Raw genomic sequence first — 23,939 nt, 5'->3', positions numbered from 1 at the left:
AAAGTTGCAGGTTTTTTTATGGAAATTTTCTTGGTTAAAAAATTGCTTCTTTTTAAAATATTATAAATCAATTAACACCTCAAAATTTAATGAGTTTGTGTAATTGCCTAATTTTGTTCAAAATCTGAAATTTATAATGACTAAAAATATTCCAATTTCCCTACTTGAATTAGCGATAATTACCGAAAATAGCAATGCAAGCGAAACATTACAAAAAACAAAAGCACTGGCACAACTGGCTGACAGTTTGGATTACAACCGTTTTTGGTTAGCCGAACATCATAATATGGCGCACGTAGCGAGTACTGCTACGGTTGTTTTGATTGGTTATATTGCCAGTCAAACCCAGAATATCCGTGTAGGTTCCGGTGGTATTATGTTGCCCAATCATGCCCCGTTAATTATTGCGGAACAATTTGGTACACTTGAAACACTATATCCCAATCGGATTGATTTAGGATTAGGAAGAGCACCAGGAACGGATGGTTTAACTGCACAAGCGATTCGGAAAGATTTCTTCGAACAATCGCAGCGATTTCCTCAAAATGTTGCCGCGCTACAGGAATTTTTCTCGGAGGATAATGCTAATGCAAAAGTGCGTGCTTTTCCTGCAGAAGGAACTAATGTTCCCATTTGGATTTTAGGTTCTAGTATGGATAGTGCTGCTTTGGCTGCTGCCAATGGATTGCCTTATGCCTTTGCAGGACATTTTGCGCCGAAACAAATGTATCAGGCATTTCAATTTTACCGAGATAACTTTGAGCCTTCAAAATATTTAGACCAACCCAAAACAATGGCTTGTGTAAACGCAATAGCTGCAGATAAAGATGAAGAAGCAGAAAAATTATCAACGAGTTTGACTCAAATGTTTCTGAATTTGATTCGGAATGATAGAAAGCCGTTACAACCGCCAGTTGATTCGCTTGATGGGATAATGCGTGAAGAAGAACATTTTCATGTAAACCAAATGACTGCTTGTTCATTTGTAGGAAGCAAAGAAAAATTAGTTACCGAATTGAAGCAATTTATTGAATATACGCAAATTGATGAATTGATGATTACGAGTCCGATTTTTAATCATGAAGATAAATTGAAAAGCATTCGAATCATGAAGGAAGTAATGGATACAATTAATAAGAAATAGAATTTCGGATGTTTTTTAAACTAAAATTAACTTATTTTTTGATGAATTTAAACCATATAAGTCATGTAAGTTCATCTAAGAAGCTCAATTATTTAAAATAGATTAAATTAAAAACCCTACAACTTACATTGCAGGGTTTTTTAATTTATAACTCATTAATAATTAACAATTCATCATTGATTATTTAAGGCTTCCAACCATATCTTCCGGTTTAACCCAAGCATCAAAATCTTCAGGAGTTACATATCCTAAACGAACTGCTTCTTCTTTGAGCGTTGTCCCGTTTCTGTGTGCAGTTTGAGCAATTTCAGCTGATTTGTAGTACCCAATTTTAGTATTCAAAGCCGTAACTAACATCAACGAATTGTCAACCAATTCTTTGATACGTTTATAGTTAGGTTCAATACCTTGTGCGCAATGTTCGTCAAAAGACATACAAGCATCACCAAGTAATCTAGCTGATTGCAAGAAGTTTGCAGCCATTAATGGTTTGAAAACATTCAATTCATAATGACCTTGCATTCCACCAACAGAGATTGCAACATCATTCCCCATAACTTGTGCGCAAACCATAGTCAATGCTTCACACTGTGTTGGGTTTACTTTTCCTGGCATAATAGAAGATCCTGGCTCATTTTCCGGAATAAGGATTTCTCCAATTCCTGAACGAGGTCCAGATGCTAACATACGCACATCATTGGCAATTTTATTCAATGAAACCGCCAGTTGTTTTAACGCACCGTGTGTTTCTACGATAGCATCGTGTGCTGCCAGCGCTTCAAATTTGTTTTCGGCAGTTACGAACGGATGTCCTGTAAATTCAGCAATATATTCCGCTACTTTTACGTCATATCCTTCTGGAGTATTTAATCCTGTTCCTACTGCAGTTCCACCTAAAGCCACTTCTGATAAGTGTGCCAAAGTATTTTTAACCGCTTTCAAACCGTAGTTCAATTGCGCTACATATCCTGAAATTTCCTGTCCTAATGTAAGTGGCGTAGCATCCATTAAATGCGTACGACCTATTTTAACCACATTATTGAATTCAACCGCTTTGGCATGAAGTGTATCTCTTAATTTTTCAACTCCGGGAATCGTAACTTCTACAACTGCTTTATACGCTGCAATGTGCATTCCGGTAGGGAAAGTGTCATTTGAAGATTGTGATTTATTCACATCATCATTGGCTTTGATGAATTGTTCGCCTTCGCCAATGTTGAATCCTTTTAGTACTTGCGCACGATTTGCAACTACTTCATTCACGTTCATGTTACTTTGTGTACCTGAACCAGTTTGCCAAATCACCAATGGGAATTCGTTATCTAATTTTCCAGCTAGAATTTCATCACAAACAGCACCAATGGCATCGCGTTTTTCGATTGGCAAAACACCTAAATCACAATTGGCGTAAGCCGCAGCTTTTTTAAGATATGCAAAACCTTCAATAATTTCTTTTGGCATGGAAGCCGATGGACCTATTTTGAAGTTGTTTCTTGAACGTTCTGTTTGTGCGCCCCAATATTTATCAGCTGGAACCTGCACTTCACCCATGGTGTCTTTTTCTATTCTGAATTTCATTTCTTGTTATTTAAAAATAATTATGTCGTTTATTACGTTTTAGCCCCGATGATCCCGAAGCTTCGGGAGAAATCCTTTTCTTTTTGCTGCCAAAAAGAAAAGATTAGAGTGAACAGCGGGAAACAGCTCCAAATTCTGAGCTCAAAAATACGGATAATTCCTTTTTTATAAAAATTGATTGGTAGTTTTTATGTTTTTTTATTGGTACGAAAAGGAATTAAACTTACATTTGTGGCTACATTCAAAAATTCCGGAAAACATGTTTGAATTTTCACAGTACTTAGGCTTTTTACTTTTCTTAACCATTCTTACTATAGGATTTTGGTTGATGTTTTTTCTTGTAGGTTTCGTTCAATATTGGATTGGTGGAGCTTTATGGGAAAGATATAAAGAAAGAAAAGCGAAGAAAGAACAATCAGTTTAAACTTTTTGTTAAATAAAAAAAGGACTCATTTTATGGGCCCTTTTTTTTATGCTTTATACTCTGCTATTTTACTTTTTGTCTAAAAAGAAAAAGGACCCGTTTTCACGAGTCCTTATTTTTTTATCCTTGAAAATCACCTTCATTTTCATTTTGATTTCGCTTAGGTTGTTGTTCTCTTTCGTTTTTCTGTTTGTTAAAACGATACGTGAACGATAAGCTAAACTGTCTTTCTCTCCATTGCATTTCGCTGTACGAACTTACAATTCCCGGAAGATTACTTTCCATGATTCTTTTTCTGGAATTGAATACATCACTTACGTTGAATGAAAGTGTTCCTTTGTCTTTTAATACATCTTTACTGAATGCTATGTTTGCTGCAAAAATTCCTAAGCTTCTTCCTTGTGCATTATTTTGCGGACCGTTATAGGTTGCATTAGTCTGCCAGTCGATTTTGTATGGCAATGTGATTTTTGAAGTTAGTCTTGTTGACCAAGATGTCGCTACGTTATCAAAATTTTGTACAATTTCATTATTGTTGAAATCAATATAGGTAAAATCTCCTTGCGTTTCGTTTCTGAAGAAATTGAAGTTACTGTTTAATTTCCACCATTTGTATGGAGAATAGTTTAATGTAAATTCAAATCCTGTTCTATATTCAGTTGCCAAGTTGATAGGAGAACTGATTAAGATTGGTGTTCCGTTAACGAAATCTCCCGATTCTCTTCTTGCAAATTGAAAAACATCTGTTGTTTTATTTACGTATAAGGAAGTATTGAAGGTTAATTTTTCCCATCTTTTGATGTAACCAAAATCAATAGCATCTGAAAATGCAGGATCTAAATCTGGATTTCCAACAAAAATATTGATGTTACTCGACAAGTTGCTGAACGGATTCAACATTCTTCCTCTAGGTCTTTGAATTCTTCGGCTATAGCTTAAAGAAGCGCTGCTTTTGTCTGATATTTCATAAGTGAAGAAAGCACTTGGAAAAAAGTTGTTGTACTTTTTAGTGTTGAAATCATTAGTTGCTAATTGATTGATTTCAATATTTGAATCCTCAAAACGCAATCCGAAAAGGGCTGAGAATTTATTAATTTTTACACCATATTGAGTGTAAAGCGCATTAACTTTCTCCTTGTATTCTAATGTATTTGTGAAGTTGTTATTGATTACTCCATCATTTTCTACTCTGTAATCAGTAAGTAATTCTGAGAAATCACCACGATATCCTGCTTCAAACTGGCTTCCTTTTCCAATAGGTAAAACATAATCCATTTGAAGTAAATTTCTGCTTTGAGTTTGATTGTTGATAGTGTTATCAAATTTTATCACACTTGTATTTGTAGCAGTGTCTGTAATTAACGCATCGTTGATGTCATCATTAGTAGAAAAGGAACCGTCAATGGTTAATTTATGACCGTCTTTTTTAAATTTCTTAGTGAAGTTTGTTGCAAATTCTACGTTTTCACTATCGCTATTTTCTAAATTGATACGATTACGGGTATAGTCATAATTAAATCCTGAATCATAATTATTTTGGAAAACGTTATCAACGTTGATACCATTACTTTTTCTATAGTTAAAGGTATTGGTCCAAGAAAGGCTTTCACTTAAATACCATTCCATTCCAAAATTCCCATTATACCCTTTATTATCTCTTTCGTTTTCTCTAGTTTCATTTACATAATTTCGAGTAGAATTATCAGCATTTAAATATCTTGAATCTGTAAATGCATTTCCGGGATTACTACGGTCATTGTATCCTTGAGTTGTAAAAAGATTAAAGTTTTTTGATTTATAGTTTAAGGTACCGCTTAAACCGTATGTTTCAGGATATCCGGTTGAAGCTATAAAAGTTCCGTTTAAACCTTGATTTTTACCTTTTTTCAAGATAATATTTAACAAACCTCCACCACCTTCGGCATCATATCGTGCAGATGGATTGGTAATAACTTCTACTTTGTCAATCGCATCGGCTGGAATTAATCGCAATGCCTCAGCAATATTAATAGCATTTGAAGGCTTTCCATCAATAAGAACTCTTACATTTTCATTTCCACGAAGACTTACATTTCCTTCAACATCAACAGCAACAGAAGGGATGTTGTCTAAAACATCACTAACAGTTCCTCCTTTTACCATAAGGTCATTCCCTACGTTGTATACTTTTTTGTCTAATTTTATTTCAACAGTTGTTTTTTCAGAACGAATAACAACTTCATTCAATTGATTCGCATCTTCATCTAAACTGATTAAACCTAAACTCGTACTTTTTTGAAGGTTCTTTTGTTTAATTTCGTTTATTTTAAAAGATATAAATTCAATTTTTATATCATAAACACCCGGTTTAACTTCAATTTCAAATTCCCCATTTGGATTTGTAATTCCACCAGCAACTGGTTTTGGATTGTTTGGAATTAAAAAAGTAATTGTAGCGTATTCAAGAGGTTGTTTACTTATTTTCTCAATTACCTTACCTGTTATTTTAATTTTTGGAACTGCAGGACCTTGTTGAGCTTGTTGAGCTTGAGCAAAACTGAACAGGGTCGTAAAAAAGAGAACAAGAATTAAAACGGATTTCATTTTTTTCATTTTTTAAAAACTTTGGTTACAAACTTTAGATTGCAAAAGTAGGATTTGGTTTAATACTACAAATCACAAAAAAATGTTAATTAAAACAACCGGGTTTTTATAAAATAAAAGAGGCCACTTTTTCTAAATCACGTCCTATAATAGCCGAGTTTCCATCGATTACAATTGGTCTTTCAATTAGAATTGGATGCGAGATCATGGCTTGAATAATTTGTTCGTCATTCAATTTTTGATCTTTAAAATTTTCTATCCAAATTTTTTCTTTTTGGCGAACTAATTCAATGGGTTTTATGTTTAATTTTTGGATAATAGCTGACAACTCTTCAAATGAAGGTGGATTTGTCAAATAATTGATGATTTCAAACTCTTTTTTTGAGTTTTCCACAAATGCGAGGCAATTTCTGGATTTTCCACAGCGTGAATTATGGTATATTTGTATCATAGTTAATACTATTGGGTTATTATAAATGGGTATTTGAAGGATTAGTATTGATGTAACAAAAATAGCATTTGCTAAACTAATTAAGTATAAAAATAAAACGAAAATTATATGTTTATAGAACAGGGAATAAAATCAGAGAATCATTTTTGGAAATATATTTTAGGTTCAATAATAATAATTTGCGCTTCATTTGTTGGTCAGTTGCCACTTTTAATAGGAATATTGTATGAAACAATTTTCAATGGAAAACCTTATCCAACAGATAATGAATCGGTAATGCGTTTTTTTGACTCAAATCTGACTTTGTTTTTAATACTGATTTCGTTCGTTTTTATTATGCTAGGCATTGTGTTGGTAGTTCGTAATTTACACGGACAAACGATGCTTTCTGTAACAACATCAAGAGCTAAAATAGATTGGAAAAGAGTTGGATTTTCTTTTATGGTTTGGTCCGTTTTTACAATTGTATCCACTTTGCTATTCTATTTTTCTAATCCCAACGATTTTGTAATCAATTTTAAACCTGTACCATTTGCAATTTTAGTCGTAATTGGTGTAGTGCTAATTCCAATTCAAACCAGTTCTGAAGAATATATTTTTAGAGGATACTTAATGCAGGGATTTGCTAATCTTGCCAAGAATAAATGGTTTCCCTTATTGATGACTTCGGTTATCTTTGGAGGAATGCATATTTTTAATCCTGAAGTGGCTAAAATAGGGTATATAGTACTTGTATATTATATAGGAACGGGGCTTTTACTGGGAATTATTACATTGATGGATGAAGGAATGGAGCTGGCTTTAGGATTTCATGCTGCCAATAATTTAGTAGGTGCTTTACTTGTTACTTCTGATTGGTCTGCATTTCAAACCAATTCTGTTTTTAAAGATATTTCGGAACCGTCAGCCGGATTAGATGTTATAGTGCCGGTGGTTCTTATTTACCCAATACTTTTATTTATCTTTAGTAAAAAATACAATTGGACCAATTGGAAAGAAAAACTAACTGGAAATATTTAATCATTAAAACTGTTCAATAATTTAAAATAAACCTATCATGATTGATACAATAACATATCATAATGTCCACAACCTCTTTAAGTTAAACGGGTTTCATCTGAATCGAAATGATTTATGCAGAGTAGCGTACAGTTTTATAAAAGAAGGAGACGAATTCGAGAAATCAGTGGGAGATTTTGTACTCGATTGGTTTGATAACAAATCGTATATAGAAATGAATACTTCCGGGACTACCGGAACTCCAAAATTGATTCGTGTCGATAAACAAGCGATGGTCAATTCAGCAATTGCTACCGGTGATTTTTTCGATTTAAAACCTGGAGACAAAGTATTACATTGCTTACCGACTAAATATATAGCAGGAAAAATGATGTTTGTGAGGGGTTTTATTCTGGGTCTTGATGTTGATTTTGTTGCGCCAAGTTCTCATCCTATGTTGCAAAACGATACCAAATATGATTTTGTAGCGATGGTTCCTTTGCAAGCTCAAAACTCTTTATCAGAGTTGAAGAATGTAAAAAAGATGATTGTTGGTGGTGCAAAAATGAACAATACTCTTGAAAAAGGACTTTCTAAATTGAAAACGGAAGTGTATGAAACCTACGGTATGACGGAAACGATTACTCATATTGCAGCTAAGAAAATAGGAGAGGAGACTTTTTCAATTTTGCCAAATATTAAAATTAGCCAAGATGATAGAAATTGTCTGGTGATTGGTGCTTTAAAAATTTCTAATGAATCTATTGTCACAAATGATTTAGTGGAACTTGTAGGCGAAAATCAATTTCTTTTTTTAGGTCGTATTGATAATGTAATAAACAGTGGTGGAATCAAATTGATTCCTGAAAAAATTGAAGATAAGTTATCGGATAAAATTAACTCAAGATTTTTTGTAACCGGAAAACAAGATGCTGTTTTAGGTGAAAAATTAGTTATTGTTATTGAAGGGGAACAACAAATATTGGACGACAGTATTTTTGATGGTTTGGACAAATATGAAAAACCAAAAGAAGTTTTTTATGTTTCTAAATTTTCTGAAACCGAAAACGGGAAGATAAAACGCAAAGAAATTATAGAAAGTATTTAAATTGTTTTAATAAAAAAGCTTCCGTTACTTTTGGAAGCTTTTTTATTTAATTATTGCTCCATTTTAAAGTAATAATCAGCTGAATTTTTTCCACTTCCGTAGAATAAGAAAAAGATACAAATTCCTAATATCAGTAATGCCAAAAGTAAATTTTGGGAATGCATTTCTCCCATAAAATTTACTACAATAGCACCTATTAATATAGGAAGTTGTGCTATTATTGCCCATCTTGTCAATAAACCAAAAGCAATCATTATACCACCAACCATGTGCGCCGGAGCAATATAATGAACGAGAAACATTCCACCGCCAATTCTGTCAATTGGAGATATCAGATCATTTAAATATTGGATATTCGTTATAAAAGAGATTCCTTTCATAAACAAAAATACTCCAAGTGCTATTCGTACCAAATCCACGGTTAAATAAGTGTGCGTATTTGCCCATTTGTTTAAATTTTTGACGCTGTTCATAATACTATAGTTTTAAAAATGTAGTACTAAGTTACTGATTTTTAATTAAATAATTTATAATTGTTAAAGAAAACTAAACTTTGAATGTTTTCTTCCTTCAAAAGAATTGTACGGTAGCTTTTGCGAATAAATTACTAATAATGGTGTCTTAATTTATAAGTACAGCGAGAGTAGAGAAGTTAAATTTTAAAAAGGATTGAGTAATTTTTAATAATTTGAAATACTTTCATTTACTTTAGGAACAGGTAATTTATTCGCAAACCAAGGCTGTTTTCTGCATGACCAAGAGCTAAAAATTGACTAAAATTAAGAGATAAACTGATTTTGTCTTTATTAGAACCAATGTCAAATGATTTTCCAAAATACAGACCTGAACACAATCCAAATTGTTGGTCACTGGCATATTCAGATACAAAACCCAATCCAATTTTACTATCTTCATCAGAAAGGGCATATCCTAAACCGGTTTCGACTCCCAAAAAATAATTTGAGTTTAAATTGAACTGAACATTTGGTTTAATGCTGAATAAACTAAAATTACTATGTAAAGCTCTTTCTGTCAATGTGCTTTCGGGAGTCAGTATTCGACTGCCTTTCTTTATGAATCTATAATCATAATCAAATCGGATTCCGAGTTCTAATTTTCTAGAAATTATTTTTCCAGCTCTGGCATTTATGCCTAGAGCAAGTCTATGACTTCGATACATTTGTATGTGTACAGGCAGCGATGCGTTGATTCCTGTTTCGAGATAAAAAGGTTTCTTATCCTTTGAAAAAATAGTATTTTCAGTTTTATTTTGTGCATATGTAAACTGCCCCACTAACAATAGAAGTGTTGTTAGTAAAACAAAAATCTTTTTCATTTCTTTTAATTTTAGATAATTAAATGAATTAGGTTAAGATTTTTTAGGGCATTATAACTGCTTTTAGGAACCATTAATATAGTTCCTAAAAGCATTATAAATATACAAAATATAGAGTTAAATTACTGTAAATGAGTGGTTAAACTTGAATTACTCCTAAGTTGAATTTTTTCTCAATAGGCGAGTGGTTTGCCGCTTCAATACCCATAGAAATCCAGGTTCTGGTGTCTAAAGGATCGATGATTGCATCAGTCCATAATCGTGATGCTGCATAATAAGGCGAAACCTGTTCGTCATATCTAGCTTTGATTTTATCAAACAATTCTTTCTCTTTGCTTTCGTCAACCAGTTCGCCTTTTGCTTTAAGCGAAGAAGCTTCAATTTGTGCTAATACTTTCGCAGCTTGCGTTCCGCCCATAACGGCTAGTTCAGCACTAGGCCAAGCAAAAATTAATCTTGGGTCATACGCTTTTCCACACATGGCATAATTTCCTGCACCGTATGAATTTCCTACGATAACCGTGAATTTTGGTACAACTGAATTGGATACAGCATTTACCATTTTGGCACCGTCTTTAATAATTCCGCCATGTTCAGATTTGGATCCAACCATAAAACCGGTTACATCTTGAACGAATACCAAAGGAATTTTCTTTTGGTTGCAATTAGCGATAAAACGGGTGGCTTTATCAGCGCTATCAGAGTAAATTACGCCTCCAAACTGCATTTCGCCATTTTTGGTTTTTACTACTTTTCGTTGGTTGGCAACAATTCCAACTGCCCAACCGTCAATTCTGGCATAACCGGTAATAATGGTTTGACCATAACCGTCTTTATAGGCTTCAAACTCGGAATTATCAACCAGACGATTGATGATTTCCATCATATCGTACTGTTCATTTCGGGCTTTTGGTAAAACACCGTAAATTTCTTTTTCGTCTAATGCGGGTTTTTCTGATTTAATTCGGCTATAACCAGCTTTATCAAAATCGCCTATTTTGTCAACAATATTTTTTATTTTATCTAATGCGTCTTTATCATCTTTGGCTTTGTAATCTGTAACACCCGAAATTTCACAATGTGTAGTTGCTCCGCCTAACGTTTCGTTATCGATGCTTTCGCCAATGGCAGCTTTTACTAAATAACTTCCGGCTAAGAAAATACTTCCTGTTTTATCCACAATCATCGCTTCATCGCTCATAATTGGCAAATAAGCACCACCAGCAACACAACTTCCCATTACAGCTGCAATTTGGGTAATTCCCATGCTGCTCATTTGAGCATTATTTCTAAAAATGCGACCAAAATGTTCTTTATCCGGGAAAATTTCATCTTGCAAAGGCAAATAAACGCCTGCGCTATCCACTAAATAGATGATTGGGAGACGATTTTCCATTGCAATTTCTTGCGCACGCAGATTTTTCTTTGCGGTTATAGGAAACCAAGCGCCCGCCTTTACAGTCGCATCATTGGCCACAACAATACATTGTTTTCCTCTGATATATCCTATTTTCACAACAACTCCACCAGATGGACAGCCACCATGTTCTGCATACATTCCTTCACCAACAAACGCCCCAATTTCGATGCATTTTGCTTTTGGGTCCAATAAATAATCAATACGCTCGCGTGCTGTCATTTTGCCTTCACCATGTAATTTTTGGATGCGTTTTTCACCACCTCCTAATTTGACTACGCTTAATTTTTGTCGCAATGCTGAAAGTAAAAGTTTATTGTGGTCTTCGTTTTTGTTGAAGTTCAAATCCATGATGAAATAGTGTTAAAAAAATTTTGTGCTAAAATACAAAATCCAACTAAATAAATTTTATTATTTTAATTGGATTTTGATGAAAATCGAATATATGTTTACTATTAAAACAAAAAAACAGAAGTTTATCTCTGTTTTTTTATGAATTTAATAAAAAAGTAAGTGTTTATTTTTTTGACTCATTGACAAGTCTTTTCAAAATTGCCCATTGTTTTAATGCATCACGAGCTTCAATAGCTGGATATCCTAACATGGTTTTCCCCGCTGGAATATCTCCTGTAACACCGGAACCTGCGCCAACAATGGCACCATCGCCAATAGTGGTGTGGTCTTTTATCGAAGCGCTTCCGCCAATGATTACACCATTTCCTAATGTTACTGATCCTGCAAGTCCACTGTTTCCAGCCATAATACAGAATTTGCCCAATTTACTATTATGACCTATTTGAACTAAATTATCAATTTTGCAACCATCTCCTAAAACCGTTGAACTGAATTTTCCTCTATCAACACACGAGTTAGCACCAATTTCTACACTGTTACCAATAATAACATTTCCAATTTGTGGAATTTTCACTAAACCTCTTTGTGGGTCAGGACGAAAACCAAAACCATCGGCACCAATTGTTGCATTGGGATGCAAAATACAATCATTCCCAATATGACATCGTTCTCTAATAACTGTTCCTGACCAAATCACGGTGTTTTTACCTATTGTACATTCGTCAAGTATAGTCACATTTGGATAAATAGTTGCATTGTCTCCAATTATAACTTTAGGTCCTATATAACATCCTGCACCAATTCGGGCACCATTACAAATGGTTGCAGTTGAATCAATTACTGCTGTTGGGTGAATGTCAATTGTAAATATTGGTGTTGGAGGTGCAAAAAGTTCCAATACCTGAGACATTGCTAAATCAGCATTTTTTACTTTTATGAAAGCCCTATCTTCACCAGGTTCTATAGATATATCTTCGTTGACTACCGCTACACAAGCTTTGGATGCAGACCAAAATTTCTCGTATTTTTTGTTTCCAATAAATGAAATTTCAGATTCATTAGCGGCTTCAAGTTGTTCAGGCGCAGTAATACTTTGAAAAGTATTCCCGACTATTTCTCCTTTTAGAATCTCATTTATTTCTTGAATTGTGTAGGATTTCATTAAGTATATATTGGATTTGGTTGTTTAATAATTATCAAATAAAAGAATTTAGGGTTAAAATTCCTAATCTTAATAAATTCTTTAACAAGATAAAAAAGTGTTATTTATATAAGTAATAAAAATAAATTCACAACAAAAGGGAGTCTTAAAAAATTAATTTTGTTGTCTAATGTATGCTTGTACCTGATGAAATCATTTCAAATAAAATTTTCAGTTTTTATACTTTTCTTTTCTGGTTTTTCTGCAAATGCACAAATTCAGGCTTTATTTAACAGTAAAACACAACTCCGGGATTTGACTGAACGCTGGGAATTAGACACCACTTCTGTTAGAGGGACATTTTTGGTGACTCCTTATAAACCAATGTATGTTTTACCGGTTCGATGGACAAATAATCCAAATGAACAACCTATTTCAGGAAATGTAGATCCTGATTATGTTGCTCCTGATGGAGTTGATTATAATAATATAGAAGCTAAATTCCAATTGAGTTTCAAGACCAAAGTCTTGCAGGGAATTTTTTGGGGACATGGCGATTTATGGGTTGCTTATACACAAATATCACATTGGCAAATCTATAATAATGATCTTTCAAGACCCTTTAGAGAAGTGAATTACGAGCCGGAACTTATTTTGAATGTTCCTGTTAAATTTAATTTTTTGGGTTTTAAAGCCAGAATAGTTGGAGTGGCTTTCAATCACCAGTCTAACGGGAAGAGCGAACCTTTTTCAAGAAGTTGGAATAGAGTTATTCTTCATGCAGGATTAGAACGAAAAAATTGGACAGTTTATCTTAGGCCTTGGTTTCGTCTGCCTGCAGAGAAAGATGATAATCCGGATATTTCAGAATATGTTGGGCGTGGTGATATAAATGTGATTTATACCAAAAATGGTAATATATTTTCTTTTATTGGCAGCCATAATCTAAATTTTAATTCCAAAACAAGAGGCAATTCATCCTTTTCCTGGTCGTATCCCATAAAAGATAATCTTAAGGGATACTTGCTAATCTCTCATGGATATGGTGAAACGCTGATTGATTATAATAATTTACAAACTACTATTGGAGTAGGGGTTTCCTTGATAGAATGGCTTTAAATTTTAAAGGAGCAATTCTTAAAAATATCTACAGAACGGTAATTGGTATGCCAAATTTCACACGTGTTTCTTTACCATCTATTTTACCTGGAGTCCATCTTGGGCCATTAACTAATAATCGTATAGCTGACAAATCCATCTCTTTATTGATACTTTTTACAACTTCGAAGTGGTTTAAAGTTCCGTCTAATTCAACATAAAATCCAATTCTTATTTCCCCTCTACCACTGTTTGGAGATTTAAAATTATTTGCTACATAATCATAAAAAGCTTTCATTCCTCCAGGGAATTCAGGTTTTACGTAGTAAGGAAAAAACGCTATTTCAGTTCCGTTTTCATCAAAACATTTTCCATCAACAAATTCTCCATTTTTAAAATTTTCGGTACGTTTTACTTGACCGTTTTCAAAATATCGAGTTTGAACGCCTTCTTGTTTGCCTTTAATATATATTGCCAGCATTTGTTTAGTGCCATTTTTATACCACTTTTCAGATGTGCCGTTTAAAATTCGTCTTTTGTAATTTGAAAAATGATCTTTGGTAAAAAGAGAATTATCGAGGTAGTAAGTTGTTCGCAATGTTCCTTCTGGACTCTCTTCATAAATAGTATAATAAGTGGCATTATCTGCAGATGGTAATTCTTTGAAATCTTCTGTAAAATATACTTTTTTCTGTGCATAAAAAGTTATGGACGATAATAAAACGAATAATACAAGTAATTTTTTCATGGTAACGTGATGATTTTGGAACAAAAGTAACAAAAAAATCCTACAATATAGCTTTAGCTTACTGTAGGATTAAATTTAATAGTAGAATATTTTTACTCTTCTTTTTGTCCCATCATCATGAGATATGCTTTAAGGAATTCATCGATTTCTCCATTCATTACGCCTTCAACATTGCTGGTTTCATGACCGGTTCGAACATCTTTGACTAATTTATAGGGTTGCATCACGTAATTTCTGATTTGTGAACCCCATTCTATTTTCATTTTCCCGGCTTCAATATCAGCGCGTTGTGCCTGTTTCTTTTTTAACTCAATTTCGTACAATTGAGAACGTAACATTTGCATCGCACGTTGTCTGTTATCTTGTTGTGATCGTGTTTCAGAACATTGTATCTGAATCCCCGTTGGTTTGTGAAACAATTGTACTTTAGTTTCTACTTTATTAACATTTTGTCCTCCGGCACCACTGGATCGCGAAGTGGTAATTTCGATATCAGCGGGATTAATGTCAATTTCGATACTATCATCTACAAGCGGATACACATAAACGGATGCAAACGAAGTATGACGCTTGGCATTACTGTCAAAAGGTGATATTCGAACCAATCGGTGTACGCCGTTTTCGCCTTTCAAATAGCCAAAGGAATAATCGCCTTCAAATTCGAGTGTTACGGTTTTTATTCCAGCTGCTTCACCTTTCTGGAAATTCAGTTCTTTGATTTTATAGCCGTATTTTTCGCCCCACATCATGTACATGCGCATTAGCATTTCGGCCCAATCACAACTTTCCGTTCCACCGGCACCGGCAGTTATTTGCACAACTGCACTCAATGTATCACCTTCATCCGAAAGCATATTTTTGAATTCGATAGCTTCAATATGAGCTTGAGTGGCGTTGTAATGTTCGTCTAATTCTTCTCCGGTAAGTTCTCCTTCTCTGTAAAAATCATAGGCGAGTTGCAATTCGTCCGTCATTTCGACAGCTTTATTGTAATCTTCAATCCATTTTTTCTTGTTTCTAAGATTTTTTACAATGAGTTCCGCTTCTTTTGCATTGTTCCAAAAGTCGGGAGCAAAAGTTTTCTCTTCTTCATTAGAAATCTCAATTAGCTTGGCATCAACGTCAAAGATACCTCCTCAACGCACCAAGGCGCTCCACAATACCTTTAATTTGTTCGGTAGTTGTCATAAAATTATATTAATTTGATAGGTCTGTTTTCAATATTTACAAAAAATTCCGTTGTGTAATATATTTAGTTTAGTTTTAACTGAACTAGTTTGAATTAACAAACGGTATTATGTAAATTTGTGGCACAAAAATAGAAAAATTTTACGAAGGGACAATTCGAGAATTGCCCGTACTGATAATAAAAAAATATGGAAATAAATTTAATTAGCGATACCATCACAAAGCCTTCCAACGAAATGTTGCAATATATGTTCAAAGCAGTTGTAGGTGATGATGTTTACAAACAAGATCCTACAGTTATTGAATTAGAAGCAAAAGTCGCAGCGATGTTTGGTATGGAGGCAGGACTTTTCTTCCCTTCAGGAACAATGGCCAATCAAGCAGCGATAAAATTGCATACACAGCCCGGCGAACAATTAATAGCGGATAAATACGCGCACGTTTATCATTATGAAGGTGGTGGAGTTTCTTTTAACAGCGGAGTTTCTTGTTGTTTATTAGACGGAAACCGCGGAATGATAACTGCCGAACAAGTAGCGGGAGCAATTAATGATCCTGAATTTTATCACAGTCCTTTGACGAGTTTAGTTTGTGTGGAAAACACAACCAATAAAGGTGGAGGCGCTTGTTACGAACTAGAAGACTTGCAAAGAATAAAACAGGTTTGCGATGCTAATAATTTGAAATTTCACATGGATGGCGCCCGAATTTGGAATGCATTGGTAGCCAAAAAGCAAGATCCAAAAGCATTTGGAAAATTATTCGATACGATTTCGGTTTGTTTATCCAAAGGATTGGGAGCACCAATTGGTTCTGTTTTATTGGCTGATAAAGCGACTATTCACAGAGCGTTGCGTGTTCGAAAAATATTTGGTGGCGGAATGCGTCAAGTAGGATATTTGGCAGCAGCCGGAATTTATGCTTTGGATAACAACATAGAACGCCTTGCTGAAGATCATCGTAGAGCTAAAGAAATTGCCGAAGTATTGAAAAAGTTAAGTTGGGTAGCTTCTGTAGAACCAGTTGAGACTAATATTTTGATTTTTTCATTGGTACCAAATTGTAACGAGAAGAATTTAATTGAAGTTTTAAAACAAAAAAACATTTCAATCAGCTCGATGGGACATGGAAAATTGAGAATTGTAACGCATCTTGATTATAGAGAAGTGATGCATACTTATGTTTTGGAAACACTCCAAAAATTAGTATAATTCTGTTTGGAAAATTTGTTTAAAGTTTAAGGTTTAACGTTTTTATCGCGATGAAAAAACAGTAAACCTTAAACTTTAAACTTTTTTATTTAAAAAGATTATCCATTCCAGGAATCATGGGCATATCCATTTTAGCAACAGCATCAAGTTCAGCTTCATTTACTTTAGTAGCTTTTTCGATAGCTTTGTTTAGTACCAAAATCATATAATCTTCTAATTGTTCTTTGTCTTCCAGCAAAGAATCGTCAATAGTAATTGATTTAATGGAGCGATTGGCAGTCAGTGTCACTTTCAATAAACCATCGGTACTTTGCTCATCTATAAGGACTGTGTCTAAACGTTTTTTAGTGTCTTCTATCTTTTGTTGGGTTTCTTTAAGTTTGCCCATCATTCCCATTAAATCCATGTTTTAATTTTTTTAAATTAATTGAATTACAAAATTAGTATATTGCATAGTCATATTCAACAAAATATTCATGAAAAATAGACTCATCATAACTTCTCTTTGTGTTATTTTTGTAACTTCATTTACTAATACAAAAGCACAACAAATGTTAAAAAAAAGTCCAATTCCAGTAGCTAAAATAATTCCTAAATCATTAGAAAAACATAATGAAACAAGAATTGATAATTACTTCTGGTTAAATGACAGAGAAAATCCCGAAGTTATTGATTACCTGAATAAGGAAAACACATATTATGATGCAATGACTGCTCATACTAAAGATTTTCAAAAAGAATTGTTTGAGGAAATGAAAGGAAGAATTAAGGAAGATGATCAGTCAGTTCCTTATTTATACAACGGCTATTACTACATCACCCGTTTTGAAAAAGGGCAGGATTATCCCATTTATTCGAGAAAAAAAGGAAGTCTTTCTGCCAATGAAGAAATTTTATTCAACTGCAATGATTTGGCCAAAGGGCATTCGTACTTTCAATTAGGAGGTTTGAGTGTGAGTCCGGACAATAAATTTGCAAGTTTTGGAATAGACATTGTTGGAAGAAGAATTTACACCATACAGATAAAAAATCTTGAAACGGGAGAAATCCTTTCGGATAAAATCGAAAATGCTACAGGGAACTCAGTTTGGGCAAACGATAATAAAACTATTTTTTATACCAGACAAGACAAAGTTACTTTGCGGTCAGATAAAGTTTTCAAACATAAATTATCCACTGATGCTGCCGATGATGTTTTGGTTTTTAACGAAAAGGATGATACGTTCAACGTTTCGGTGAGTAAAGAAAAATCAAGAAAATACATTGTCATTGGTTCCGGAAGTACATTGACTACTGAATATAGAATACTTAATTCTGATACTCCAGACGGTGAGTTTGTAGTTTTTCAACCAAGAGTTCGTGGTTTAGAATACAGTATTTCTCATTTTGGAGATTCTTTTTACATTCTTACCAATAAAGATAAGGCGACCAATTTCAAGTTGATGAAAACGCCTGAGAACGCTACTGCAAAAGAAAATTGGAAAGATATAATTGCCCATAGAAAAGACGTTTTGCTGGAAGATATCGAGATTTTCAGAAACTATTTGGTTGTTGAAGAACGTTCGAATGGATTGAATCATATCAGGATTATGCCATGGAGTGGAGCAGGAGAGTATTACTTGCCTTTTGGGAGTGAAACGTACAATGCCTATACAACTACAAATGTTGATTTTGACACGGATATTTTGCGTTACAGCTATCAATCATTAGCAACACCATCTTCGGTTATTGATTTTAACATGAAAACCAAAGAGAAAGAAATCAAGAAAGAGCAAGAAGTTCTTGGAGGCAAATTCGATAAAAATAATTACATCGAAGAACGCGTTTGGGCCACGGCTACCGATGGTACAAAAGTGCCTATTTCTTTGGTATACCGAAAAGGATTAAAGAAAGACGGTAACAATCCTTTATTGCTTTATGCATATGGCTCTTATGGAGTTACAATGGATACTTACTTTTCATCGACACGCTTGTCTATTCTGGACAGAGGATTTGTATTTGCAATAGCACACATTCGCGGTGGAGAAGATTTAGGTAGACAATGGTATGAAGACGGAAAATTATTGAAAAAGAAAAATACATTCACTGATTTTATCGATTGCTCTAAGTTTTTAATTCAGGAAAAATATACGTCACCTAAACATTTATATGCCGAAGGCGGTTCAGCAGGAGGATTATTAATGGGAGCAGTAGTAAATATGGCACCTGAATTATACAACGGAGTGATTGCTCAAGTTCCTTTTGTGGATGTAATTACTACGATGCTTGATGACACTATTCCGCTTACAACTGGAGAATATGACGAATGGGGTAATCCAAACGTGAAAAAATATTACGATTATATGTTGTCTTATTCACCTTATGATAATGTAAAGGCTCAAAAATATCCTAATATGTTTGTTTCTACTGGACTTCATGACTCTCAAGTGCAATATTGGGAGCCTGCAAAGTGGGTTGCAAAGCTACGAACTCAAAAAACAAATGACACTGTTTTATATCTTAATACAAATATGGATGCCGGTCACGGAGGTGCTTCTGGGCGTTTTGAAGCCCTAAAGGAATTAGCAAAAGAATATAGTTTTCTATTAGATTTAGAAGAAATTAAAAACTAATTAGATTTTTTTGTTAAATTTGTAACATTCGTGTTTAGTGAAAGATTGCCACGACTAACTATTTTTTTATGAAAAAAGAAATAACTGCTTATAATAATGTCTTAGAATTAATAGGTAATACTCCACTTATTAAGCTAAATAAAGTTACTGAAAATTTAGAAGGAAATTTTTACGCTAAAGTAGAAGCTTTTAATCCGGGACATTCTTCAAAAGATAGAATAGCATTATACATAATTGAAGAAGCTGAAAGGAGAGGTATTTTATCTCCTGGTGATACCATAATTGAAACAACTTCCGGTAATACGGGTTTTAGTTTAGCAATGGTCAGTATTATAAAAGGCTACAACTGTATTCTTGCTGTTAGTTCTAAATCATCTAAAGATAAAATTGACATGCTTCGCAGCTTGGGTGCTAAAGTATATGTTTGTCCGGCGCATGTTTCTGCTGATGATGAGCGTTCTTATTATAACGTCGCTAAACGTTTGCATGAAGAAACGAAAGGTTCGATTTATATTAATCAGTATTTTAATGAGTTGAATGTTGATGCGCATTATAAGTCTACCGGTCCGGAGATTTGGAAACAAACTAGCGGAGCAATTACACACTTAATTGCTTGTAGTGGAACAGGCGGAACTATTTCAGGTACTGCAAAATATTTAAAAGAACAAAATCCTACTATTAGAATTCTTGGAGTGGATGCTTTTGGGTCTGTATTGAAAAAATATCATGAAACTAGAGAATTTGATAATGACGAAATTTATCCATATAGAATAGAAGGTCTAGGAAAAAATTTAATTCCATCTGCAACTGATTTTGATATTATTGATAAGTTCATGAAAGTTACCGATGAGGAAAGCGCTCATGCTGCACGAGAAATTACCAGAAAAGAAGGTTTATTTGTTGGATATACTTCAGGAGCAGTGATGCAAGCGATTAGACAATATGCAGAAGAAGGTGAATTTGACGCTAATAGTAATGTAATAGCAATTTTCCCGGATCATGGTTCTCGTTATATGAGTAAAGTATTTAGCGATGATTGGATGAACGAACAAGGTTTCTTTGACAGCATCAACGAAGAAGAAGTTCAAAAAATAGAATTTATAAAATAAATTTAATATTCAATAAAAAAGTCCCATTTACCTCAGTAAATGGGACTTTTTTATTGAATATTAAATTTGAATACTTTTTATTTAATCCAATAATTCAGAATTATTAAGTATCAATTCAATTTTTTTAATAGTGATTGTGATCTGACTCATTTGTAATTCTATATTTCTAAAAAAGAGACTAATATCTCTATTGACCCAACTTTCAGAAATAACTCTTGCGCCTAAACTAATTCTTAAAATAGCACTTTCAATTTCTGTAGTATATTTTACATTAACTGCTTGACCAATATGACATTTTTGGGCAGCAAGTCGAATGATTTCTAAAGAAGAACCTTCAAACTGATCAGATAAATCAGAATTTAATAAAGTATATAATTTTTTTACTTTATCAACAGATAAGACCTCATTGTTTTTAAAAATAAAGAAAGGAAAAATGGTACGAATATTTCTTATTCCAAATTCTTTACTGCTGTAAATCTTAGTTTTTGTTTCATCCCCGTAAATAGGCTGTAAAAAAGTGGCCTCTTTTATGGAATCATCCACAAAATTACAAAACATCTCAATACCCATATTTCGATATAAAATAGGTGTTTTGTAATACCTGTCCATTTCAACCACCGCAGCATTCCAGCGCATATAGGAACCATAGTTATAGCCTTCAGATAATTCATTGGAACAAAACCAGGAAGTCGGCCAATCAGAACGATTATAATATTGGTTTAATCCTTTGGGTAATGTGTTTTTTACAGATTGAATTAATTTATTGACATTTTTAGGTAAAATTAATGCACCGCAATATGGAGGACCAGTAAAGAATTTACTCCCCGTTATGGTGACAATATAGCCTTTATTTAAATAATTTTGTATGTCTTTTGGATCTAATCTTAGCTGTGAACCATCTACAATTATTTGAATTGATAAATCTTCAAGTGTATTTAGTTTTTTAATAAATTCGTCGCTGGGAGATTGATATCCTAATTTTGATTGGTCCATAGTATGTAATACTATATGTCTGCCTTCATTTCTGGTCTTAACAACGGCATCAAATACTTCCTGATCTAATTGATTAGACGTTTTTAATGCGCCATTTTGATCTCTAAAAGGGATTTGTATTAAATCAACATCTCTAAAACCTTCAATTTTAGTGTCTTTTTTAATTGGATAATTTAAAGCTGTAGTGTTTTCAAAATGACACCCTTTTAAGGCCGCAGCTACACCGCTACCAGTTTCATCAGAGGCCACCAAAATATGTGTAATTTCTTTGTCAGAAATAATTTGTGTTATGGCTGCTATTTGGAGTGAAGAATCAGTACCTGATGGTGAAAAAATTATTTCACTTTCCTCATTTAATTTAAAGATATGTCTAAGATTATTTTTTAGCAATTCAGAAAACTCGATTGTAGTATTTTGAAAACCTTTCTTAAGACTATTTCTAATCAATATACTTCTCACTTTATCTGTTTTATCAAAAGCAAAATTAGAAACACTTGACGCCGTAGACGATGCAAAGGTAAATGCATCAGGTCTTGGGAATGGACGGCATCCGTATTTGTTTAGCAAATGAATCTCATCGATATTCAATCGAAGATCACCACCAGACATCAACATGTATTCTGTCGGTTTTGCAAGATTTTCGACAATTGGTTTCCAAGATTCTTTGAGTTCAGTGTTTGCATTTTTTAAACCATGAAAAGATTGAAGCTCGTCGTTTATTAATGAAGATTCAGTATTTAAAGAGGCATCATTTTTAATTAAGTTAATTAGAATATAATCAAGATTTTCTAATTTTTCCTTATCATCTTTCGGTAGTAAATTATAAAAAATTCGAATCACTTCGAGAGCTGCAATATCACATAAAACAACATCTTTTTTCTCGGCGTTCAATGCTTTGTACCATAGCTGCCATTCGATTCCATATCTTAAATAGACTAACGCTAAAATGGGTTTGTCTAAAAATGAGGAACCAATTATAATTGATTTGTTGGGTACAATTTTAAAAACAGTAGGCTCACTGGTTGAAGTGATAATATTGATGTTATTTATCTTTGGTACGGTATTGAATCTTTTTAAAATGCGCACTAAATAGTTCACATTTTCTTTTTCAAATAAACTGGTTCTTTTATATTGATTTTCAATTAGAATGTTGTTTGTCATAGATGTTGTAATTTAAAACGTTCTTTAGAACGATACTCTGTATTTGGAAATTTACATTGCTAACTAAACTCATTCAATCAGGGACTATATTTTTGTAGAAGATCATAACAAAAAATAATTGTGCTCCTAACGGTTTGATGTTTCGCTTGTTTTTAAGGCGTAGCATTTCGCAAAAGTCAGCAAATATAAGAAACTTGGTAGCAGTATAAAAGATATTAAATAATACTCGTTTGCTAAATCTTCTATTTTTAGATAAAGTCAATAATTTAAACGGTATTTATAAAATAATTTGGAGGCAAATGTCTTTTAAAAACTTATTTATATACTATTGACTTATTGCTTGAAAATTTTAGAAAAAGGTAAAAGCCTTAGGGAAACATATAATTCCAAGAAACTACTTGGTTTGTTTTATAAATATGTTTTCAGCTGATTTTAAAAAATAACTCAAAGAATACTTTAAACAATAACTCACAGAGGTAATATTGTTAGTTCATAAATTGTGAAACAAAAAAAACTCTAGCCAAAGCTAGAGTTTAAAGTATAATTGTATCAAAATCTATTCCTCTTCCATAGTATGATATACGTTCATCACATCATCATCCTCCTCTAATTTTTCAATTAGTTTTTCTACATCAGCGACTTCAGCTTCTGTAAGTTTTTTGGTAATTTGAGGGATTCTTTCAAATCCGGAAGAAAGAATTTCAAGTCCTCTATTTTCTAATTCTTTTTGAATGGTTCCAAAACTGCCAAAAGGAGCATATATTAAAATACCATCTTCATCTTCAAAAATCTCTTCAGCACCAAAATCGATTAATTCTAATTCTAATTCTTCAGGGTCGATTCCGTTTGCCGGAATTCTGAAATTACACGTGTGATCAAACATAAATTCAACAGAACCTTGAGTTCCCATAGTTCCATTGCATTTGTTAAAATAACTTCTAACATTAGCAACAGTTCTGTTATTATTATCTGTAGCTGTTTCAACTAGAATTGCAATTCCATGAGGCGCATATCCTTCAAATAAAACTTCTTTATAGTTGGCGGTGTCTTTATCAGTAGCTTTTTTAATGGCACGTTCTACATTTTCTTTTGGCATATTTACTGCCTTTGAATTCTGGATTACGGCTCTTAATCTTGAATTGGCTTCAGGATTTGGTCCGCCTTCCTTTACGGCCATTACAATATCTTTACCAATTCTGGTAAATGCTTTGGCCATTGCTGACCAACGTTTCATTTTTCTACCTTTTCTAAACTCAAACGCTCTTCCCATTTCTATTTTTTATT

At 33.4% G+C, this 23,939-nt stretch carries 20 protein-coding genes; 8 read left to right on the top strand and 12 right to left on the bottom strand.

Going from position 1 to position 23,939, the window contains the following annotated elements; genetic code table 11:
- The first annotated feature begins 136 nt into the window (after positions 1 to 136).
- Positions 137 to 1,144 (top strand): LLM class flavin-dependent oxidoreductase, encoded by a 1,008-nt coding sequence (locus Q1W72_RS02295; protein ID WP_302137133.1) that lies wholly within the window; start codon positions 137 to 139, stop codon positions 1,142 to 1,144.
- 180 nt (positions 1,145 to 1,324) lie between these two features.
- Here the strand turns inward: Q1W72_RS02295 and fumC are convergent, their stop codons facing one another.
- Entirely contained in the window at positions 1,325 to 2,722 is a 1,398-nt protein-coding gene (gene fumC / locus Q1W72_RS02290; RefSeq protein ID WP_282716675.1) for a class II fumarate hydratase, read from the bottom strand.
- 259 nt (positions 2,723 to 2,981) lie between these two features.
- Here fumC and Q1W72_RS02285 point away from each other — a divergent pair, with 259 nt between their 5' ends.
- On the top strand, positions 2,982 to 3,146 hold the full coding sequence (locus tag Q1W72_RS02285; protein WP_099716357.1) for a hypothetical protein: 165 nt from the start codon (positions 2,982 to 2,984) through the stop codon (positions 3,144 to 3,146).
- 120 nt (positions 3,147 to 3,266) lie between these two features.
- On the opposite strand, the gene Q1W72_RS02280 is transcribed toward Q1W72_RS02285, so the two are convergent.
- Positions 3,267 to 5,729, bottom strand: a complete 2,463-nt coding sequence (locus Q1W72_RS02280) for a TonB-dependent receptor (protein ID WP_367881674.1) — start codon at positions 5,727 to 5,729, stop codon at positions 3,267 to 3,269.
- Between the two features lie 106 nt (positions 5,730 to 5,835).
- Positions 5,836 to 6,180 (bottom strand): arsenate reductase (glutaredoxin), encoded by a 345-nt coding sequence (arsC, locus tag Q1W72_RS02275; protein WP_282712843.1) that lies wholly within the window; start codon positions 6,178 to 6,180, stop codon positions 5,836 to 5,838.
- A gap of 108 nt (positions 6,181 to 6,288) precedes the next feature.
- On the opposite strand from arsC, the gene Q1W72_RS02270 reads away from it, so the two are divergent.
- Together Q1W72_RS02270 and Q1W72_RS02265 are read left to right on the top strand one after the other, a co-directional pair.
- A complete protein-coding gene (locus Q1W72_RS02270) occupies positions 6,289 to 7,200 on the top strand; it encodes a CPBP family intramembrane glutamic endopeptidase (RefSeq protein WP_302137129.1) in 912 nt (303 codons plus the stop codon).
- Positions 7,201 to 7,240: 40 nt separating this feature from the next.
- Entirely contained in the window at positions 7,241 to 8,287 is a 1,047-nt protein-coding gene (locus Q1W72_RS02265; RefSeq protein WP_302137910.1) for an AMP-binding protein, read from the top strand.
- Positions 8,288 to 8,337: 50 nt separating this feature from the next.
- Here Q1W72_RS02265 and Q1W72_RS02260 read toward each other — a convergent pair whose 3' ends face one another.
- From Q1W72_RS02260 to lpxD, 4 genes are all read right to left on the bottom strand, one after another.
- The gene (locus tag Q1W72_RS02260) at positions 8,338 to 8,760 is read right to left on the bottom strand and encodes a DoxX family protein (protein ID WP_099715723.1); all 423 of its coding nucleotides are present in this window, start codon (positions 8,758 to 8,760) and stop codon (positions 8,338 to 8,340) included.
- Positions 8,761 to 8,990: 230 nt separating this feature from the next.
- Positions 8,991 to 9,623, bottom strand: a complete 633-nt coding sequence (locus Q1W72_RS02255) for a hypothetical protein (RefSeq protein ID WP_302137127.1) — start codon at positions 9,621 to 9,623, stop codon at positions 8,991 to 8,993.
- 139 nt (positions 9,624 to 9,762) lie between these two features.
- Positions 9,763 to 11,391 carry an acyl-CoA carboxylase subunit beta gene (locus Q1W72_RS02250; RefSeq protein WP_302137126.1) on the bottom strand — a complete coding sequence of 543 codons (1,629 nt, stop codon included), beginning with the start codon at positions 11,389 to 11,391 and terminating at the stop codon, positions 9,763 to 9,765.
- Between the two features lie 166 nt (positions 11,392 to 11,557).
- Complete coding sequence (gene lpxD / locus Q1W72_RS02245; RefSeq protein WP_302137125.1) at positions 11,558 to 12,556, bottom strand: UDP-3-O-(3-hydroxymyristoyl)glucosamine N-acyltransferase; 999 nt, start codon at positions 12,554 to 12,556, stop codon at positions 11,558 to 11,560.
- Positions 12,557 to 12,742: 186 nt separating this feature from the next.
- Between lpxD and Q1W72_RS02240 the strand changes: the two genes are divergently transcribed.
- Positions 12,743 to 13,654, top strand: a complete 912-nt coding sequence (locus tag Q1W72_RS02240; RefSeq protein ID WP_302137123.1) for a phospholipase A — start codon at positions 12,743 to 12,745, stop codon at positions 13,652 to 13,654.
- A 28-nt stretch (positions 13,655 to 13,682) separates the two neighbouring features.
- Here Q1W72_RS02240 and Q1W72_RS02235 read toward each other — a convergent pair whose 3' ends face one another.
- Both Q1W72_RS02235 and prfB read right to left on the bottom strand, forming a co-directional pair.
- Positions 13,683 to 14,381 carry an energy transducer TonB gene (locus Q1W72_RS02235; RefSeq protein ID WP_302137121.1) on the bottom strand — a complete coding sequence of 233 codons (699 nt, stop codon included), beginning with the start codon at positions 14,379 to 14,381 and terminating at the stop codon, positions 13,683 to 13,685.
- A 92-nt stretch (positions 14,382 to 14,473) separates the two neighbouring features.
- Positions 14,474 to 15,569 (bottom strand): peptide chain release factor 2 gene (gene prfB / locus Q1W72_RS02230; RefSeq protein WP_143394899.1). Its coding sequence is split into 2 segments (ribosomal slippage): positions 14,474 to 15,505 and positions 15,507 to 15,569, totalling 1,095 coding nucleotides; the frame shifts between segments, so codons are not numbered across the junction.
- A 188-nt stretch (positions 15,570 to 15,757) separates the two neighbouring features.
- On the opposite strand from prfB, the gene Q1W72_RS02225 reads away from it, so the two are divergent.
- Positions 15,758 to 16,780 (top strand): low specificity L-threonine aldolase, encoded by a 1,023-nt coding sequence (locus Q1W72_RS02225; RefSeq protein WP_099715716.1) that lies wholly within the window; start codon positions 15,758 to 15,760, stop codon positions 16,778 to 16,780.
- 85 nt (positions 16,781 to 16,865) lie between these two features.
- On the opposite strand, the gene Q1W72_RS02220 is transcribed toward Q1W72_RS02225, so the two are convergent.
- The gene (locus Q1W72_RS02220) at positions 16,866 to 17,186 is read right to left on the bottom strand and encodes a YbaB/EbfC family nucleoid-associated protein (RefSeq protein ID WP_099715715.1); all 321 of its coding nucleotides are present in this window, start codon (positions 17,184 to 17,186) and stop codon (positions 16,866 to 16,868) included.
- 70 nt (positions 17,187 to 17,256) lie between these two features.
- Between Q1W72_RS02220 and Q1W72_RS02215 the strand changes: the two genes are divergently transcribed.
- Together Q1W72_RS02215 and Q1W72_RS02210 are read left to right on the top strand one after the other, a co-directional pair.
- Positions 17,257 to 19,392 (top strand): S9 family peptidase, encoded by a 2,136-nt coding sequence (locus tag Q1W72_RS02215; RefSeq protein WP_121341884.1) that lies wholly within the window; start codon positions 17,257 to 17,259, stop codon positions 19,390 to 19,392.
- Positions 19,393 to 19,460: 68 nt separating this feature from the next.
- Positions 19,461 to 20,501: a PLP-dependent cysteine synthase family protein gene (locus tag Q1W72_RS02210; RefSeq protein WP_099715713.1), complete on the top strand. Its 1,041-nt coding sequence runs from the start codon at positions 19,461 to 19,463 to the stop codon at positions 20,499 to 20,501.
- 81 nt (positions 20,502 to 20,582) lie between these two features.
- Here the strand turns inward: Q1W72_RS02210 and Q1W72_RS02205 are convergent, their stop codons facing one another.
- Complete coding sequence (locus tag Q1W72_RS02205; protein ID WP_099715712.1) at positions 20,583 to 22,655, bottom strand: hypothetical protein; 2,073 nt, start codon at positions 22,653 to 22,655, stop codon at positions 20,583 to 20,585.
- Positions 22,656 to 23,211: 556 nt separating this feature from the next.
- Entirely contained in the window at positions 23,212 to 23,925 is a 714-nt protein-coding gene (locus Q1W72_RS02200) for a YebC/PmpR family DNA-binding transcriptional regulator (RefSeq protein ID WP_099715711.1), read from the bottom strand.
- Positions 23,926 to 23,939: the final 14 nt, after the last annotated feature.

Source organism: Flavobacterium sp. ZE23DGlu08 (assembly GCF_030505335.1).
In the GTDB taxonomy this organism is placed as follows: Bacteria; Bacteroidota; Bacteroidia; order Flavobacteriales; family Flavobacteriaceae; genus Flavobacterium; species Flavobacterium algoritolerans.
The sequence above is the reverse complement of the archived record's forward strand: the minus strand, read 5'-3'. Positions and strand labels throughout refer to the sequence as shown.

Excerpts from the sequence above, each read along its gene's own strand:
- Q1W72_RS02295 (WP_302137133.1), top strand. The coding sequence starts at position 137 with ATGACTAAAAATATTCCAATTTCCCTACTTGAATTAGCGATAATTACC.
- fumC (WP_282716675.1), bottom strand. The coding sequence starts at position 2,722 with ATGAAATTCAGAATAGAAAAAGACACCATGGGTGAAGTGCAGGTTCCA.
- Q1W72_RS02285 (WP_099716357.1), top strand. The coding sequence starts at position 2,982 with ATGTTTGAATTTTCACAGTACTTAGGCTTTTTACTTTTCTTAACCATT.
- Q1W72_RS02280 (WP_367881674.1), bottom strand. The coding sequence starts at position 5,729 with ATGAAATCCGTTTTAATTCTTGTTCTCTTTTTTACGACCCTGTTCAGT.
- arsC (WP_282712843.1), bottom strand. The coding sequence starts at position 6,180 with ATGATACAAATATACCATAATTCACGCTGTGGAAAATCCAGAAATTGC.
- Q1W72_RS02270 (WP_302137129.1), top strand. The coding sequence starts at position 6,289 with ATGTTTATAGAACAGGGAATAAAATCAGAGAATCATTTTTGGAAATAT.
- Q1W72_RS02260 (WP_099715723.1), bottom strand. The coding sequence starts at position 8,760 with ATGAACAGCGTCAAAAATTTAAACAAATGGGCAAATACGCACACTTAT.
- Q1W72_RS02255 (WP_302137127.1), bottom strand. The coding sequence starts at position 9,623 with ATGAAAAAGATTTTTGTTTTACTAACAACACTTCTATTGTTAGTGGGG.
- Q1W72_RS02250 (WP_302137126.1), bottom strand. The coding sequence starts at position 11,391 with ATGGATTTGAACTTCAACAAAAACGAAGACCACAATAAACTTTTACTT.
- lpxD (WP_302137125.1), bottom strand. The coding sequence starts at position 12,556 with ATGAAATCCTACACAATTCAAGAAATAAATGAGATTCTAAAAGGAGAA.
- Q1W72_RS02240 (WP_302137123.1), top strand. The coding sequence starts at position 12,743 with ATGAAATCATTTCAAATAAAATTTTCAGTTTTTATACTTTTCTTTTCT.
- Q1W72_RS02235 (WP_302137121.1), bottom strand. The coding sequence starts at position 14,381 with ATGAAAAAATTACTTGTATTATTCGTTTTATTATCGTCCATAACTTTT.
- Q1W72_RS02225 (WP_099715716.1), top strand. The coding sequence starts at position 15,758 with ATGGAAATAAATTTAATTAGCGATACCATCACAAAGCCTTCCAACGAA.
- Q1W72_RS02220 (WP_099715715.1), bottom strand. The coding sequence starts at position 17,186 with ATGGATTTAATGGGAATGATGGGCAAACTTAAAGAAACCCAACAAAAG.
- Q1W72_RS02215 (WP_121341884.1), top strand. The coding sequence starts at position 17,257 with ATGAAAAATAGACTCATCATAACTTCTCTTTGTGTTATTTTTGTAACT.
- Q1W72_RS02210 (WP_099715713.1), top strand. The coding sequence starts at position 19,461 with ATGAAAAAAGAAATAACTGCTTATAATAATGTCTTAGAATTAATAGGT.
- Q1W72_RS02205 (WP_099715712.1), bottom strand. The coding sequence starts at position 22,655 with ATGACAAACAACATTCTAATTGAAAATCAATATAAAAGAACCAGTTTA.
- Q1W72_RS02200 (WP_099715711.1), bottom strand. The coding sequence starts at position 23,925 with ATGGGAAGAGCGTTTGAGTTTAGAAAAGGTAGAAAAATGAAACGTTGG.